This window comes from Tardiphaga sp. 862_B3_N4_1 (assembly GCF_051811085.1).
Taxonomy (GTDB): domain Bacteria; phylum Pseudomonadota; class Alphaproteobacteria; order Rhizobiales; family Xanthobacteraceae; genus Tardiphaga; species Tardiphaga robiniae.
On the sequence record NZ_JBPWQB010000001.1, the window covers coordinates 2,901,773 to 2,918,363 of the forward strand.

A 16,591-nucleotide genomic window follows, 5' to 3' on the forward strand; every position below is an offset into this window, starting at 1 on the left:
CATCAGTTCAATGCAAGACCTGTTCCCAGTTTCCGGGAATTCACGCGAGGCTACTTCTTTTCCATCACGCATTGCAAAGGGTGCTGGTGCTTGCGCGCAAAATCCATCACCTGCGTCACTTTGGTTTCGGCGATCTCATAGGTGAAAACGCCGCATTCCCCGATCCCGTGATGATGAACGTGGAGCATGATCTGCGTCGCCGCCTCGGCGTCCTTCTGGAAGAACTTTTCCAGCACATGGACGACGAATTCCATCGGCGTGTAATCGTCGTTGAGGATCAGCACGCGATAGAGGTTGGGACGCTTGGTCTTGGGTTTGACCTTAGTGATGACCGAGGTGGCCGGTCCACCGGGCGCATTGGACCGGTTGTCGTCCTCTGCCATGCCACGCGGCCGCCGGCGGCGATCGTCGAGGGCGCCGGCCACAGGCATCAGGATGCCGTCAGGCATGAATTTCGAAGGTTTCTGGAACATAGCGCCTGTATAAAAGTCCCTAGCCGATATTGGCCAGCCCCGAATTGACAGCGTCCCCAGCCACGACGTGCTGCCGGACGCCTCGGGCACAGAGGCGCGCCGGGTCGCCGCATGGGTGCGACGCTGTCCGTTACAGGACCGATGGAGCCAATATGGGTTCCTGTGGCCGTTCTCGCAAGCACACTGCAAGCACCTGGAATGGCTCGCCGCGCACCCCGCCTGATGGCCTCCGGTTCGGTCAGGGTTAACCGATCGTGCTCGATTTGACCGGATCCGCCAACCAGCCATTTAACCGTCGTTCACGATAATACCGGACGCTGGCGCAGCGGCACACCAATAGTCGGCCTTTTACCTATTTTCTGAGGACACCTTTACCACCTGTTTAGCCGCAGCCGCCGACATGACCGCCAGAAACCTACCATTGGCGGTGACAATGTTTATTCAGTCCGTGTCGAGCCAGGCAAAGCGCCTCGCATCCCGATTTGCGCGCCACGACGGCGGCAATATCGCGATGACCTTCGCCGTCGCTCTGGTGCCCCTGCTCGGCTTCGTGGGCGCCGCCGTCGACTACTCCCGGGCCAACGCTGCCCGCTCGGCGATGCAGGCGGCGCTCGACTCTGCAGCCCTGATGGTTTCGAAGGACCTGTCCGCCAATCCGACGATGTCGGCGACCGATGTCACCAACAAGGCGACCGCCTATTTCAACGCGCTGTACACCAACACGAATGCCGGCCCGATCACGGTGACGGCGAGCTACACGACCAACACCAAGGACGGCTCCACGGTCACGGTCAACGGCTCCGGTGCCGTCGTAACCGATTTCATGAAGATGGTCGGCCTCCCGCAACTAGGGATCAGCAGCGGCTCGACCACGACCTGGGGCTCGACGCGCATGCGCGTCGCCATGGCGCTCGATGTCACCGGCTCGATGGGTCTGGGGAGCGGAAAATTGGAGGCGATGCAGAAGGCTGCCAAAAATCTGATCGATACACTGAGCGCCAACTCGCGCATGACGGAGGACCTCTATATTTCGATCATCCCGTTTGCGCAGATGGTCAATGTCGGCGCGTCGAACAAGAACGCGACCTGGCTCAAATGGGATGACTGGGACGCCGCCAATGGAAACTGGGTTTCAAAAAACGGCAATTGGAGCTGGCAACCGGCGAGCCATAACGGCTGGAATGGCTGTGTCACTGACCGTGATCAGCCTTACGACACCACCAACGAAGCCCCGACAGGCACGGCACGCTATCCAGCCAACCAGTACAATGCATGCCCCTCAGCCATTCTTGGGATGACAACGGCCTATGGCGCCACCAATGTTAAGACACTGAAAGACAAGATCGATGCCCTGTCGGCGAATGGCGGCACGAACCAGCCGATCGGCATGGCCTGGGCCTGGCGCACCTTGCAGATCGGTAGCGATCCATTCCCGGCGCCGGCCAAGGACTCCAATTACAAATACACGGATGCTATCATCTTGCTATCGGACGGCGACAATACCAAGAACAGATGGGACGGTGACGGCCAGCATTCGTCACCGGCAGTTGATGCGCGCCAGAAGCTACTCTGCGACAACATCAAGGCCGAGCTTGTCGATGGCAAGCGAAAGACCGCAATCTACACCATCCAGGTCAACACTGACGGCGGCCCGGATTTCGCGGTTCTCAAATACTGCGCCGATTCCGGCAATTTCTTTGCAACAACGACGGCAAGCGGCATCGCTACCGCCTTCACCGCCATCGGCAACTCGCTGAACAAGCTCCGCGTCGCCAAGTAAGACCGAGCGCGCCTTCAAACAAAAACGCCCGGCCATCAGGCCGGGCGTTTTGCTTTGAAAACCGGATCGCTTAGCGCGCCGGGGTCATCTTGGCGACGAAGCCTTCGAACGGCTTGTACGCCTGCTTGGCGAGATCGACATAGAGTTCGCTGATCTTGTGCGATTCAGCCAAGAAAGACTCATAGGCCGACTTGGCGTATTCGGTCTGCACTTCGAGCACCTTGTCGAGCGACTGCACGCCGGACAGTTTGGTCACGAAGGCATTGCCGTCCTCGAACGACTTCTTGGTGTAGTCGCCAACCGCGACAGCGATAGCCTGTGCACCGTTCTGAAGCGTGGCCGCCGATGCGACTGCACTCTCGAACTGCTCCTTGCCGTACTGCTGGATGTCTTCGACCTTGATCACTGCAAATCCTTTCCCGGATTGAACGGGTCAGCCGCGGCCGGGTGGACCCCGGTCTGATCTGACCCGCCCATCTATCGTGCGGTGCACAATGACGTCAAGAATCCTGTGCGATGCACAATTTTTACCATTGGCAATAAATGCACGGGTAACTGGCAAGGGTTGCTTAACCTTTTGGAAACTCGCCGGACCTACCCTGATTTCTTGCATTGGTGCGTTGGGGCCAAAAAGCCCAAAAACTGCATGAGTACATACTCTTAGCCAGAATGGCCGCGTATGCTTCTGCCATCCCGCCGAGAGAACCGCTCAGGCTGACGCTTAAAACTGAGACACATCCCCGGTTGTTGGGCATAATTTAGCCTCACGATCCGGGGAATGAGACTGATCTGACGGGGAAGTCCATGCTTCGCACAACGTTTGCTTCGTCGCGCACCTTGCGGGTGTGCGCTCTTGGGCTGGCAACTCTCAGCATCGCGGTCATCTTTACGGCTGACAGCGCGGATGCCCGCCGGCGACATAAATCGCGAAGCCACGTCGCGCGCGTCTCAAGCTACAATCCCGCGTTCTCGTCGATCATCGTCGATGGCAATTCCGGTGCGGTTCTCTCGTCCAACAATCCCGACGGTTCGCGCCATCCGGCGTCGCTGACCAAGATCATGACGCTGTACATGCTGTTCGAGAAGCTGGAAGCCGGCAAGCTCACGCTGGACAGCGAAATGGACGTCTCGCAGCACGCCTCCGTGCAGGCTCCGACCAAACTGGGCCTGCGCCCTGGTCAGACACTGCGCGTCGAGGACGCGATCAAGGCCCTGGTGACCCGCTCCGCCAACGACGCCGCCGTTGTCATCGCCGAAGCCATTGCCGGCGACGAAGACGATTTCGCCAAGCTGATGACCAAGAAGGCCCGCGCGCTCGGCATGAGCCGCACGGTGTATCGCAATGCCTCCGGCCTCCCTGATGATGCGCAGGTGACCACCGCGCGCGACCAGTCGGTGCTCGGCCGCGCTATCCAGGATCGCTTCCCGCGTTACTACCGCTACTTTGCCACCGCCTCCTTCAATTATCGCGGCCGCAACATCCGCAACCACAACCGCCTGATCGGCAGTGTCGAAGGCGTCGACGGCATCAAGACCGGCTACACCCGCGCCTCCGGCTTCAACCTCGTCTCGTCGATGAAGCGCGGCAACCGCCATCTGGTCGGCGTCGTACTCGGCGGCCGCAGCGGCGGCGCCCGTGACGCCGCCATGCGCAACCTGCTTGCCGAGAACTTGGACAAGGGCGCCACCCGCCGCACCGTGGCCGCGATCACCGAGCGTAATCCGTCCGAATCCGCAACCGAGGTCGCCGAAGCCGAGGCCCAGGCGCGTCCGATCGAAACCAAACAGGTCAACGGCGCCATTCAGGTGGCTGCTGCAACGCCGGTCGCCGCTGAACCGCTCTCCGAGCCTCCGGCTCGTCCCGCCACGCCAGCGGCGCGCCCGTCCGTCTTCGCCGCCGCCACCGCAGCACTGCCCCCGGCAGCGCCGATGCCGCAGGCCCGCAAGCCCGAGCCTGGCCCGCTGAATTCAGGTGTCATCCAGTCCGAGCCCATCTCGACCATTCCGGGCTCGTCAGAGCCGATGAAGCCGGTTCGGGTCCGCACCGTCCAGGTCAAGTCCGGTCAGTACAAGTTGGCCTCCGCCGGTGGCGAGCAGCCCGCCCCTCCCGCCGCCACCAATGCCATCACGGCGCGCCCGGAAACCACCGCCCGCTCGCCCGAGACCACCAATTCGCTCTATGTCCGCTCGGAGATGCCGCGCCAGCCGGCAGGCTTCGGAACCGGCAATGGACTTCTCGGTGTTCTTCCAGCCTCTGGCGCCGCTCAGGGCGGCACCCAGATGGCCTATGCCGACCCTGCCCCGCGCAACGTGCCAGCCCCTCAGGCTCCCGCTCCGCAGACGGTACAACAGGGCGGTGCCATCAAACCCGCCGCGATCCACACCGGCTGGATCATTCAGGTCGGCGCGCTGGAGAGCGAGAGCGAAGCACGGATCCGCCTTGACGCCGCGCGTGAACAGGCCCGTGGCCTGCTCGGCAAGGCCGACCCGTTCACTGAAGCCGTCGTCGGCAAGGGCGACAGGAAACTCTACCGTGCCCGCTTCGCCGGCCTTGACCGCGAAAAAGCCGAAGCCGTCTGCAAGACGCTGAAGCGTTCCGAGATCTCCTGCATCACCATCAAGAACTGATCGACTGATACCGTCGGATACGCAAATGGCCGGGACATTGTCCCGGCCATTTTACTTTTGGTCACCATAAATCCCCGTGGCGACAACTTCTCGTCAAGACTTAGCCAGTACAAAATACAGACGGGGATTGATCGACCATGCCGGACAACGGCGGGCGATGGGGCGTTCTCAGAGAAACGGAAGCTGCTCGCAGTTGTAGCGTAAAAGCGTGCTGGAGTTAGCTGCGATGCGTGCGAAGCATAGTGTCCTTGGCCTCGTTGACACGGGCCGCCAGGTACGTCGAGCCCCCCTGGTCGGGATGCAGTTTCTTCATGAGGGATCGGTGCGCGCGGCTGATCTCGTCGCGGGTCGCACCCGGCTTCACGCCAAGGATCTGATAAGCCTCCTCTTCCGTCATTTTACTGCCCGACGCCGCGCGGTCGTGCCGCCCTGCCGTATCGCCCTGCGCGTTCTGACGCCAGGCGGGAAACCGGCGGTCAAGATAACTTTCAAGTAGCGCCACGCTCTCCGCGTCGAAGCCGGCCATCATCGCCGCCAGTTGCGGCAGGTCGAATGCATCGAGCGACTGCCCGGCATAGGGGCCGGCGACAATCCGTCCGCTGAGCTGGCCACTGTCATGATCGAGGGTCATGTCGAGAAACGCCGAGCGGACCTGCGAGGTCTGGCCGGACGATTTGGTCCCGCCCCCGAACATGCCGCCGATATTGCTGAAGCCCGCAGTGCCGAACGGCGCCCAGCCCAACAGGCCCGCCCCGAAGATTCCCAACGGGATCGCCACCGCCAGTTCACCCTTGATGCCGGTAAAGGCCGCAACGGCCAGCGCCAGCACGCCGCCAGCCAGCTTGATGCCGCGCGCCAGCAGCGCCGGGTTGGCCGAGCGGAACATCTGCAGCAGCATGTAGAGTACGAAGACGGCGAGCGCGCCAGCGATCAAAGTAGGCATGAGGGATAGATAGTCGGTTGCCGCGATCCGCGAAACGGTTTTGCAGACCGTTTATCGCATCTGGCCGAGCAGCTTTGCCGCACCCGGCGCCGACGACGCCAGCCGTGTCAGTGCCTCCCGTCCGCCCGCGGCATAGGCGGCTACCGCGCGCAGCAATTCGCGGAGCTGCGCAGCGGCTCCCGGATCGAACCGGCACCAGGCGCCCCCGGTCAGCCGGGCAATCTCGCGAAAGGCCTGTTCGGCCGCCGGGTCATGCCCTTCCTGGAACATGAAGACCGGCACTTTCAGCAGGCCGAGCTCGCCGGCTCGCGCACAGAGCTCGTCAACGGACTCCTCCATGGCGTCGCCCACGAACACCAGCGCGCGTACGCCGGAGGCCACCGCCTCGCGCCGCGTCTCCGACAGCACCTTGCCGATCTGGGTCTGACCGCCCTGGCAAGCGATCTTGCCCATCAGCCGCGCCAGTTGTGCGGTGTCCGAAATCCAGCCGGTCGCGCGGCACTCGCTGAGACCACGGAAATAGACAAGACGGATATCGAGACTGCCGATCGACGCCGCCTCGCGAAACATGTCGGCCTGCAGCGTGCAGGCCATATCCCAGGTCGGCTGCCGGCTCATGGTGGCATCGAGTGCAAACACCAGCCGCCCGCGCCCGCCCGCTGCATGCGGCGCCATGGCTTTCGCCTTCGCTACAAATGCTGCGATGTCGGCCGATGCCGACGGCTGGGCCAGCGTATCGGTCTTGGACGTGGGGATCGTGGGATCGCTGGCCATTTGAACTCGCGCTTGCTGCAAGCTTCCTGTGGCGAGCATAGGCCGCGCGGTCAACCGCGCAGCAAAGGACTCAGTTCACGCTCGGCGTATACTGCGCGATCTTGTTCGGGTCAGCCGCATTGCTCTGCTGCGCAGGCTGCTCGATGATCTTCGGCTTGCCCGTGACCGGCGACAGCTTGCTGTCGTCGTCAAGGAACTTGTCGAGCAGCCCCTGAATCTTGGTCTTCAAGGTTTCCGGACCGCGATCGCTCATGTCGGTGTGCTGCGCGCCGGTGTTGACGACCGTGATACCGGCCTTCTCGCAGATCTCGTCATCCGGCACGACACCGGGATCCGGCTTGAACACCGTATCGTGCGAACGGAACGACAGGATCTTGAATTTGCCATCGGTCATGAACGGCACGCGCAGATTATCCAGCGTCACGACCTTCTTGACGTCATCAGGGAATTCCTTGGCGTAGAACATCGAGATGTCGCCGCCGTTGGAATGACCGACCAGCGTCAGATGATCGTAGTCGGAGTTCGGCTGAATCTTCTTCAGCTCTTTCACCGCGTATTTGATGTTCTGAACGCCGCGCTCATAGACCGGCAGACGGCCGACATAGAGCTCGCCGACCTTGGTCACGAGCGGAGCGTCGGTATCGAGATCGTGCTGGATGCTGACGGCCATATAGCCACGCGCCGCAAACACGTTTGCCAGGAACGAGTATTCGGTGAACTTGACTGTGTTACCGTGATTGAGAACCGCGACCGGCAGAGTGATCATGCCGGCATTGGCCTGCATTTCCTTGTCGCGGCGAACGGCGATGTCGACCTGCACAGGACGATTACGCGACGCGTCGAAGAACGTCAGCGTCTCATGCCGAATAGCCCACTTCGACGCGGTGAAGTACGCGGCGGTGGTCAGCACGCAAACCGAAAGCAGAATGAGAAGTCCGCGTTTCATGTTCGTCCCTGATCGGCCAGCTAGAGAGAGGTCTCAGCCGGCTACAGCACTTATGGGCCGGAATGGCCTCAAGCGGCTGCTTCAACAGCATATATGTCACAGCCCGGTGACAGAAAGGCTAAATATTGTGAATTCCGAGCCATGTTATTGTGCGCCGCACCCGTTTCTTGTGCAGTTGCTAAAGAAATCCACGGTCGAATTGAGCGATTTTGAACAAGTTTCGCAAGGGATCGGAATTTCAAAAACGTCCTGTTTTCAACGACAAATCAACTGTCGAACGGGTGACTCGTTCCCCGGTAAAAGAAAATGATACCTGTGGTATCAGCGTGAAGTTGAGTGCGGGATCGTTCATAGCCTGCCGAACGCGCAGCGCTGGCTTTGCACAGTGAACGCGACTCAGTTGCCAAGGATGTCGTGAACGTCGAGCGGCTTGTCGACCTGGGCAAACCACTCGGCGCGGTTGGCGGCGCGGCGGCGGCCACGCTCATCGAGCGGCAGCTTCAACTTGCGCAGCAGTTCGATGACTTCCTCGCGCGCCGTGACATGGCCCATGCTCGGGCGACGCCCGAGCGTGGCTTCGTTGAGATCGTCGAGCGCCGTCAGGCCACGCGGGAAGAACTCACGATACATCACGCGCTCGGCGAGACCGTCGATGGCGCGGAAACCGAGCTGCAGCGAGAGTTGATCGAGGACGCCGGCGACCAGCATCTTGTTGCGCGAGCCGAGCACCGAGAGCCGGTTGCGCACCACGATCCAGTCGGTGGTCGAGCCATCGTGCTGGCGGCGTTTGCGCCGCGCCTCACGCGCCATCTTCGAATAGTGGCTCTCGCCGGTCACCTTGTAGCTTGTAGCATCGACGGCGCCGAGCACGTCGAAGTCGAGAAAGCTGTCATTGATCGGCGTCACCAGCGTATCGGCCATCGAATGCGCCAGACGCATCAGATAAGTATCGCTGCCAGGCGTGTCGATGACGATGAAATGGTGGGTACGTTCCACCGCGCTTACCGCGGTCATGAACTGATCGAGTTCGAAGGCTTCGTTGTCGGCGATCTGCATCGTCTCGCCGAGCTTGACGCAGCTATGGGTCGGCACTTCCAGCGCAAGTCCGGCGCTCTGCGCCCAGGCTGCGCGGTTGGCGATATAGCGCGTGAAGCTCTGCTGGCGACTGTCGAGATCGATGGTGGCGACGCGCTGACCGGCCTTCAGCAGCGCCACGGCAATATGAAGCGCAGTGGTCGATTTGCCCGACCCGCCCTTCTCATTGCCGAGCACGATCACATGCGCCGTGCCGGACTGGCCCTGGGTGGTTTGCATCAACATCGCGCGATCCTTCGATCATCTTCAAATCGCGAGGCGTGGCAAGGGTCAAGCTAAATACAGGGGCATCCTGCTCTGCAGGCGATCAGCCGCCCTTAATCATGAATCCCGGCGGCCGGTTGCGGCATCAGGACACCCGGCAGCCTGGTATCGTGAGGCTTGGGTGATCCCGCGAGCTTTGATAAGCAGGGCGCGCACGCCCTCACCCGCCGCAGCCAGCAACAAGAACGAGCCGCAATGCCCCGCACCCCGATCGTCGCCCGCACCCTGCCCGCCCTCCGCAAGGCGCTCGACGGCCTGCGCGCGCGCAAGGCGACCATCGGCCTGGTGCCGACCATGGGCGCACTGCATGACGGTCACGTCTCGCTGGTGCGCCTCGCCCAGCGCCGCACCAGCAAGGTCGTGGTGTCGATTTTCGTCAATCCAACGCAATTCGCGCCGACCGAGGACTTCGGCTCCTATCCGCGCACCTGGAAAAGCGACGTCGCCAAACTCACCGAAGCCGGCGTCGACCTGATCTGGAATCCCGACGCCAAGGTGATGTATCCGGAAGGCTTCGCAACGAAGATCACGACCGGAGGCCCGGCCACCGCCGACCTCGAAGATCGCTTCCGCCCGCATTTCTTCGGCGGCGTCGCCACTGTCGTCGGCAAGCTGTTCACGCAGGTGCGACCGGACATGGCGTTCTTCGGCGAGAAGGACTACCAGCAGCTCAAGGTCGTGACGCGCATGGCGCGGGATCTCGATCTCGGCGTCAAGGTGACCGGCGCAACCACGGTGCGCGAGCGCGACGGTCTCGCGATGTCGTCGCGCAACGTCTATCTCTCGCCGGAAGACCGCGCCACGGCGCCGGTGCTGTATCGCGCGATGAAGGAAACCGCGAAGCGCCTGAAGGCAGGCGATAGTTTCGAGACCGCCATGGCGGGCGGCGCCGCGACGATCACGGCGGCAGGCTTCGCACTCGACTACTTCGAGGCGCGCCATGCGGAGTCACTGGCGCCGGTCAGTTCGATGAAAGACGGCCCGGTGCGACTGCTGGTGGCCGCGAGGATCGGCAAGACGCGGCTGATCGACAATATCGGGGTGTGAGGCTTTCGTCCTGACTCGTCATTCCGGGGCGCACGAAAGCGGCGAAGCCGCTGAAGTGCGAACCCGGAATCCCAGAGTGTTTTGCACTGACTAGAGACTCCCATGCCGAGATTCCGGGTTCGCGTCCGGCAAGTGCCGGCCGCGCCCTCAGGCAAACCAATTGGTTTGCCGGGGAATGACAGTGTAGGGCGGCAAGACAGCACCCAAACATTTTTTCCTATCTCCCGTTGACAACATCCCCACCAGGTTTATATTCCCCTTCGTCCTGCCCCACCGAGAGGGGCGATCGCGATCGTCACGTTCGCGGGGTGGGATGCGGTGGACGCCGGAGATGCGGCGTTACGCGGTTCACGGGGGACGTCTGTCTTCGGGCAGGACGGATCTGCGCCAGCACTGCCACTGGCAAGGAGACGGCCGACCTTGAGATGGAAAGAGCCCTGGACAGTGTGACGGACGACCAAATCGAAACGCGTCCGGCCAAGAGCTTGAGGCTACCCTGTCCCTCCGCCCTGGGACACTAATTTTGGTGATGGGGCCGTTCGCCAAGGCAGATGTGCAGGCAACCGAAAAAACACCGCAGGCGGAACGTCGGGCAATCGCTCGGCGCCTCCGAAAGTCCTGATGCACACTACTCTGCGGAAGACCGCATTCGCATCAGGCCCAAGGGTGCAACGGGCACCCGGCGTTCCGCACGCCCTCTCACCAGGGGGCAGGAATGCGAGACACGACGGCGCCCCCGCGCCGCAAATAATGGGGGCGATGACGCATGTCTGAAGGGTAGTGGCTGTTTGAAATTCAAATCCGCGATGACGCGCAGGCGTCAAAGGTGTCCCTCCCCCACTGCGCGGCTTCGCCGCTTGGGGGAGGGAAAAGCAAGAGCCCTACTCCGCTGCGATCTGGCGCGGCGCCGGCGGCGGATTGACGAGGTCCTTGGCGAGTTCGGCGTAACGCACCTTCGCGGCCTGCACCGAGGCTTCCTTCACCGGGCCGTAGCCACGAATGCTGTCCGGCAACGAGAGGAGCTGCACGGCCGTATCCACCGTGAGCGGCGACAGCAGGTTCAACACCGTCGCGACGTCCTTCTCGTACCCCGCAATCAGATCGCGCTCCAGTCTGCGGTCGGCGCTGTAGCCGAACACATCCAGCGGCGTGCCGCGCAAGGTGCGCAGCTTCGCCAGAATGCGAAACAGCGGCAGCATCCAGGCGCCGAAGGCGCGCTTCTTCGGGCGGCCCGACGCATCGGTGCCGGGCAGCATCGGCGGTGCGAGGTTAAAGCTGATCTTGACGTCCCCCTCAAACTGATCGCGCAACTGCTTCTCGAACTTGCCATCGGTATAGAGCCGCGCGACTTCGTATTCGTCCTTGTAGGCGAGCAGCTTGGCATAGTTGATCGCCACCGCGCGCGGCAGTTCATCGTCATAGCCACCACGCATGGCGGCCTCACGGACCAGATCGACCATCGCCTGGTAGCGCTCGGCGAGCTTGCTGTTCTGATAGTCCGTCAGCAATCCGCTGCGATGAGCGACGATCTCGTCGAGGCTCATCTCATCCAGCGTCTTTGGCGCGATGGTCTCATCGGCGCCCTTGAGCATATTGGCGAGCCGTGCCGGATCGGCGGCGGCAAGACGGCCAAGCTGGAACGCCAGCATGTTCATCTTGATCGAGACGCCATTGAGTTCGATGGCCTGTTCGATGGACGCCGCCTGCAACGGCAGCAGCCCCTGCTGATAGGCAAAGCCCATCATCATCATGTTGGTGGCGATGGAATCGCCAAGCAGCGCTTCGGCCGCCTTGGTGAAGTCGAGGAATGTCGATTCCTTGCGCAGCGACATTTCCAGCACGTTGTTGACCTTGCGGGACTGGAAATTGAAATCGCGGTTGCGCACGAAATCCGCGATCGGAATGAGATGGGTGTTGACGATACCATAGGTGCGCGAGCTCTCGCAGAGCGAGATCGTGTCCTTGGCAATGGCCACCACTTCATCGGCCGCGATCAGGACATCCGCTGTGCCGGTGACGATGCGCGAACAGGTGACGTCGCCGGTGTCGTTGGCGAGACGCACATGGCTGAGCACCGCGCCACCCTTCTGCGCGAGGCCGGACATGTCGAGGATCATCGAGGCTTTGCCCTCGATATGCGCAGCCATGCCGAGCAGCGCGCCGATGGTCAGCACGCCGGTGCCGCCGACGCCGCCGACGGCGACATTATAGGGCTTGTCGAGGGTCGGCCGCGTGGCCGGCTCCGGCAATGCACCGATGGCGCCAAGTTCGACGGGCGCCTTGCGCTTCAGCTTGCCGCCATCGACCGTGACGAAGGACGGGCAAAAGCCCTTGAGGCACGAATAGTCCTTGTTGCAGGACGACTGATTGATGGTGCGCTTGCGACCCAATGCGGTCTCCAGCGGCTCCACCGAAATGCAGTTCGACTGCACCGAGCAATCGCCGCAGCCTTCGCAGACTGCCGGGTTGATGAGCACGCGGCGCTGCGGGTCTTCCAGAATGCCCTTCTTGCGGCGGCGACGCTTCTCGGCAGCGCAGGTCTGCACGAACACGATGGCCGAGCAGCCCGGCACGTCGCGTAGCGTCTTCATCACGTTGTCGAGTTCGTCGCGATGCGCCAGCTTCACGCCCGGCGCAATGGTGCTGGCGGGATAGGCATCGGGATTCTCGGACACGAGATAGATGTCGCGGATGCCCTCGCTGTGGAGCTGGAACGTGATCTTCTGCGGCGACAGGTCACCGTCATGGTGCTGACCACCGGTCATCGCCACCGCATCGTTGTAGAGTATCTTGTAGGTGATGTTGGCCTTGGAGGCGATCGACTGGCGGATCGCCAGCGAACCGGAATGGAAGTATGTGCCGTCGCCGAGATTGGCGAAGATATGCTTCTCTTTGGTGAACGGCGCGATGCCGGTCCACGGCACGCCCTCACCGCCCATATGGGTGAAGGTCTCGGTGGAGCGATCCATCCACAGCGACATGAAGTGGCAGCCAATGCCGGCCAGCGCACGCGAGCCCTCCGGAACCTTGGTCGAGGTATTGTGCGGGCAGCCCGAACAGAAATACGGCGTGCGCGTGATCGGCACGACGTTCTGGACCTGCGAGGCCTCGCGGCCGTGAAACCAGTCGGCCTTGGCACGCAGCAGTGCGGCGATCTCGGGGTCTATCTCCATCGCCAGCAGGCGATCCACCAGCGAGGTCGCGACCTTGGCGACGCTCAGTTCTTCGGCGAATGGCAGGAAGCGATGATCGTGGGAATCCATCTTGCCGACGATGCGTGGCCGCACATCGTCGCGCCAGTTGAACAGCTCCTGCTTGACCTGGTTTTCGACGATCTCGCGGCGCTCCTCGACGATGAAGATTTCATCGAGACCTACCGCGAACTTGCGCACGCCTTCCGGCTCCAGCGGCCACGGCATGCCGATCTTGTACAGCCGCAGACCAATCTTCGCGGCCACCTCTTCGGTAATGCCGAGCTCGCGCAGTGCCTGGCGCACGTCCTCATAGCTCTTGCCGGAGGCCATGATGCCGAAGCGCGCATTTGGCGAGTCCATGGTGACACGGTTGATGTTGTTGGCGCGGGCAAAGGCAATCGCCGCGAAGCCCTTGTAGTCCTGCAAGCGGCGATCCTGCACATAGCGGTCGTCCGGCCAGCGCAGGTTCAGACCATCCGGCGGTAGTTCGAAATCGGTGGGAATATTGAACGGCGTCATCTCGTCATTGAGGTTGATCTCCGCCGTGGTCTCCACGGTTTCGGTGATCACCTTCATGCCAACCCAGCAGCCGGAATAGCGCGACATCGCGATACCGAGCAGACCCATCTCGATCATCTCGTGGATGCTCGAAGGATAAAGATAAGGCATCAGCGCCGATATGAAGGCATGGTCGGACTGATGCGGAACGGTCGAGGACTTGGCGCCGTGGTCGTCGCCGGCGAGACAGAGGACGCCACCGAATTTCGCGGAGCCGGCGGCATTGCCGTGGCGGAAGACATCGCCGCAGCGATCGACGCCGGGGCCCTTGCCGTACCAGATGCCGACCACGCCATCATATTCGGCGCCGGGCGAGAGATTGAGCTGCTGGGTGCCCCAGATCGCGGTGGCTGCGAGATCTTCGTTGACGCCGGGCTGGAATTTGACGCCGTATTGATCGAGATGTTTCCGCGCGGCCACGAGCTGCTGGTCGTAACCGCCGAGCGGCGAGCCGCGATAGCCGGTCACAAAGGCTGCGGTGTTCAGACCCGCCGCGCGGTCCCTGCGGACCTGCGCCATCGGCAGTCGCACCAGCGCCTGAATGCCGGTCAGGAAGATGTGGCCAGAGCCCTGGGTGTATTTCTGATCGAGACTGATCGCGCCTTGATTAATTCCCATTCCCACCCTCGTCACTGCGGCCTCTGAGCTGTCGCCCGGGGCTATCGCCCCGGACTGCACCGTCCGGCCTGCTCGCGCCTATTATCTGGGGTCGTTCGACTCCCTTAGAAACAGTCTATGTTGGATTTTGAACGGGGCGCACCACAATTCTGGGCAATGGAGCCCCGCGTCCAAAGAACGCAATTTCGTGATGAATGCGGCCGGTAGACTTGTCACGTTGTGTCGCCGCAAAGGCCTTTGGCGCAAGGACGTAACGGCTTCACGCTGCAGTGCGATGCAGCACAAACTGCCAAAGGAGGCTCAGGCCTCGCCCGGGAATATCTCGCTGATGATCTTCATCAGATCGGCCTCGCGAAACGGCTTGCGCAGATAGGCGCGAAAACGCCCTGCCCGGTCGCGTACGACATGCTCCAGCAACGAGGTCATGACGACCACCGGAATTCCGCTCAGCCGCTCGTCCTGCCCCATCGCTGCGATCAGGCCGGCGCCGTCGAGGAACGGCATCATGAAATCGGTAAGCACCAGATCGGGCGTGTCCCGATGCAGAATGTCGAGCGCCTCACGGCCGTTGCCGGCTACGAGGACATTGAAGGCATATTCGCTCAACAGGACTTCGAGCCAGTCGGCGATCGCCCATTCGTCCTCGACAATCAGGACAGTTCGCACCGCTATTCTCCAGTCAACTTAAGATCCGTCGATGGAGTTGGTGCAGGTCCCTGACTAGAAATGTCCCTGAGGATGCGCTCCGCGCTCTGGAAATCGGCATCGAGAACGATGCCGCCGTCGAGAATTTCAAAGCGGCGCATGCGCATATCGGTCCGGCGGTCACGCGATTTCAGAATGGTCATCAGACGATGGTTTTCCGAGCGCAGGGCTGCGAGATGCAGCGCGATGATGTTCTCGGCAACCGCGGAGAGACCCGTCTGGTTAACGCCCTTGAGCGGCTGCCCGGGTGTCATGCCAGCGTGGTCCGTTTCTGCGGTTGCCAGCGTGGTAACACCGAGTGCGCGCAACTCGTTGCACAGCGCCGACAAAAAAGAGCCGATGCGCTCCTTTTCGTCGGTGAGCTTCGAGAAGCCTTCGATGCCATCGATCACCAGACGGCGCACGCCGTTCTGCCTGATGGTCGAGAGCAGCTCGGTTGCGACCTCGTCGAGCACCGCTTCTGTCTGCGGGCGCCACATCAGCGTGACCTTGTCGGCCCGCGATTTCAGCGGCAGCTTGAGGCTGTCGGCCTTGATCCGCAGCGCCATCGGATTCTCGTGAAACCCGAACAGCATCGCCGGTTCATTGGCGGGACCGCCGGTCAGGAACTGAAGACCGGCCGTGGTTTTGCCCGACCCGGAAGGCCCGAGCACCACTGTCACCGAATGCGTATCGACGCCGCCGCCGAGCATCTTGTCCACGCCGCCAATGCCGACGGACACCATGGGACCGTCGGCGCTGTCCCAGACGCTGGGTGTCTCCAGCAGCGCCTCGATACGCGGATAGATGGCGTGTCCATTCTCGGTGATGCGATAGGAGTGCTTGCCGCCCATGAACCAGGTGCCACGCAGCTTGTGGACCTGAAGTGACCGCTCGGCGCGGCGGCCATGCAGTGCCGACTGCAGCTCGATGAGACCGTCCACCATCGTATGCTCAGGCGGATGCGCATCGGCATCGAAGGCGCTGGTCAGAAGGAACATGGTGCAGTTGCTGAAGGCGGCCTGGGTCTGCAATTCGTGGATGAACTTCTTCAGCTCAAGCTCGGAGCGCGCCTTTTCGTGCACGGTGATGAGACCATCGAGCACGAGGATGCTGGCCTTGCGCGTGCGAACCTCGCGGCGGACCACGTCCAGCAGTCCGCGCAGCCCGTCGTCTTCCAGCGTCTTGAAGGCGCCGACATAGGACATGCGGTCGGGAATTGCTGCTTCATCGAAGAAGGTCATCCGCCGCATGTGTCCGATCATGCGGGCGTGGCTCTCGGCAAGCAGCGTGATGTAAAGCGCGTTCCGCCCCTGCGCGGCCTGCGCGAAACAGATCTGGTTGCCCAGAATCGTCTTTCCGGCGCCCGGGGCGCCCTGAATGATGTAGATGCCGCCGTCGAAAACGCCCCCGCCCAGGATCGCATCGAGACCCGGTACGCCGGTTGCAAACCGGCCGTTATCGCCACTCATTCCGAAACTGCCCCTAACGTGTCACCTATACCGGTGAGATGTTGAAACGTGTCGGGGAGCGATGGGTTCCAAAGCTTTTTCAGAAATATTTCGAAACGCTGCCTCTCAGCAAGGC

The 16,591-nt window shown here is 62.0% G+C and carries 12 protein-coding genes; 3 read left to right on the forward strand and 9 right to left on the reverse strand.

Features of this window, described 5'->3' with window-relative positions; all coding sequences use genetic code 11:
* Positions 1–50 precede the first annotated feature (50 nt).
* Positions 51–383, reverse strand: coding sequence for an ATP-dependent Clp protease adapter ClpS (gene clpS / locus AB8B02_RS13750; RefSeq protein ID WP_068734422.1), 333 nt, complete (start codon positions 381–383; stop codon positions 51–53).
* Between the two features lie 523 nt (positions 384–906).
* Between clpS and AB8B02_RS13755 the strand changes: the two genes are divergently transcribed.
* Positions 907–2,253, forward strand: a complete 1,347-nt coding sequence (locus AB8B02_RS13755; RefSeq protein WP_439064190.1) for a pilus assembly protein TadG-related protein — start codon at positions 907–909, stop codon at positions 2,251–2,253.
* 70 nt (positions 2,254–2,323) lie between these two features.
* Here the strand turns inward: AB8B02_RS13755 and AB8B02_RS13760 are convergent, their stop codons facing one another.
* Positions 2,324–2,659 carry a phasin family protein gene (locus AB8B02_RS13760; protein WP_439064191.1) on the reverse strand — a complete coding sequence of 112 codons (336 nt, stop codon included), beginning with the start codon at positions 2,657–2,659 and terminating at the stop codon, positions 2,324–2,326.
* 398 nt (positions 2,660–3,057) lie between these two features.
* Between AB8B02_RS13760 and AB8B02_RS13765 the strand changes: the two genes are divergently transcribed.
* Positions 3,058–4,881, forward strand: a complete 1,824-nt coding sequence (locus AB8B02_RS13765) for a serine hydrolase (protein WP_439064192.1) — start codon at positions 3,058–3,060, stop codon at positions 4,879–4,881.
* A gap of 217 nt (positions 4,882–5,098) precedes the next feature.
* Here AB8B02_RS13765 and AB8B02_RS13770 read toward each other — a convergent pair whose 3' ends face one another.
* The 4 genes from AB8B02_RS13770 to AB8B02_RS13785 form a co-directional block, all read right to left on the reverse strand.
* Positions 5,099–5,824 carry a DnaJ domain-containing protein gene (locus AB8B02_RS13770; RefSeq protein WP_439064193.1) on the reverse strand — a complete coding sequence of 242 codons (726 nt, stop codon included), beginning with the start codon at positions 5,822–5,824 and terminating at the stop codon, positions 5,099–5,101.
* 51 nt (positions 5,825–5,875) lie between these two features.
* Positions 5,876–6,598, reverse strand: coding sequence for a VWA domain-containing protein (locus AB8B02_RS13775; protein ID WP_439064194.1), 723 nt, complete (start codon positions 6,596–6,598; stop codon positions 5,876–5,878).
* A 70-nt stretch (positions 6,599–6,668) separates the two neighbouring features.
* The gene (locus AB8B02_RS13780) at positions 6,669–7,544 is read right to left on the reverse strand and encodes an alpha/beta fold hydrolase (protein WP_093761275.1); all 876 of its coding nucleotides are present in this window, start codon (positions 7,542–7,544) and stop codon (positions 6,669–6,671) included.
* Positions 7,545–7,940: 396 nt separating this feature from the next.
* Positions 7,941–8,864, reverse strand: a complete 924-nt coding sequence (locus AB8B02_RS13785; RefSeq protein WP_089263721.1) for a division plane positioning ATPase MipZ — start codon at positions 8,862–8,864, stop codon at positions 7,941–7,943.
* Between the two features lie 234 nt (positions 8,865–9,098).
* On the opposite strand from AB8B02_RS13785, the gene panC reads away from it, so the two are divergent.
* A complete protein-coding gene (gene panC / locus AB8B02_RS13790) occupies positions 9,099–9,950 on the forward strand; it encodes a pantoate--beta-alanine ligase (RefSeq protein ID WP_093761271.1) in 852 nt (283 codons plus the stop codon).
* A gap of 881 nt (positions 9,951–10,831) precedes the next feature.
* Here the strand turns inward: panC and AB8B02_RS13795 are convergent.
* From AB8B02_RS13795 to AB8B02_RS13805, 3 genes are all read right to left on the reverse strand, one after another.
* Entirely contained in the window at positions 10,832–14,320 is a 3,489-nt protein-coding gene (locus AB8B02_RS13795) for an indolepyruvate ferredoxin oxidoreductase family protein (protein ID WP_439064195.1), read from the reverse strand.
* Between the two features lie 300 nt (positions 14,321–14,620).
* A complete protein-coding gene (locus tag AB8B02_RS13800) occupies positions 14,621–14,986 on the reverse strand; it encodes a response regulator (protein ID WP_068731403.1) in 366 nt (121 codons plus the stop codon).
* 2 nt (positions 14,987–14,988) lie between these two features.
* Entirely contained in the window at positions 14,989–16,476 is a 1,488-nt protein-coding gene (locus AB8B02_RS13805; RefSeq protein ID WP_120291987.1) for an ATPase domain-containing protein, read from the reverse strand.
* Positions 16,477–16,591 lie beyond the last annotated feature (115 nt).

Excerpts from the sequence above, each read along its gene's own strand:
- AB8B02_RS13775 (WP_439064194.1), bottom strand. The coding sequence starts at position 6,598 with ATGGCCAGCGATCCCACGATCCCCACGTCCAAGACCGATACGCTGGCC.
- AB8B02_RS13785 (WP_089263721.1), bottom strand. The coding sequence starts at position 8,864 with ATGTTGATGCAAACCACCCAGGGCCAGTCCGGCACGGCGCATGTGATC.
- AB8B02_RS13755 (WP_439064190.1), top strand. The coding sequence starts at position 907 with ATGTTTATTCAGTCCGTGTCGAGCCAGGCAAAGCGCCTCGCATCCCGA.
- clpS (WP_068734422.1), bottom strand. The coding sequence starts at position 383 with ATGGCAGAGGACGACAACCGGTCCAATGCGCCCGGTGGACCGGCCACC.
- AB8B02_RS13805 (WP_120291987.1), bottom strand. The coding sequence starts at position 16,476 with ATGAGTGGCGATAACGGCCGGTTTGCAACCGGCGTACCGGGTCTCGAT.
- panC (WP_093761271.1), top strand. The coding sequence starts at position 9,099 with ATGCCCCGCACCCCGATCGTCGCCCGCACCCTGCCCGCCCTCCGCAAG.
- AB8B02_RS13765 (WP_439064192.1), top strand. The coding sequence starts at position 3,058 with ATGCTTCGCACAACGTTTGCTTCGTCGCGCACCTTGCGGGTGTGCGCT.
- AB8B02_RS13770 (WP_439064193.1), bottom strand. The coding sequence starts at position 5,824 with ATGCCTACTTTGATCGCTGGCGCGCTCGCCGTCTTCGTACTCTACATG.
- AB8B02_RS13780 (WP_093761275.1), bottom strand. The coding sequence starts at position 7,544 with ATGAAACGCGGACTTCTCATTCTGCTTTCGGTTTGCGTGCTGACCACC.
- AB8B02_RS13795 (WP_439064195.1), bottom strand. The coding sequence starts at position 14,320 with ATGGGAATTAATCAAGGCGCGATCAGTCTCGATCAGAAATACACCCAG.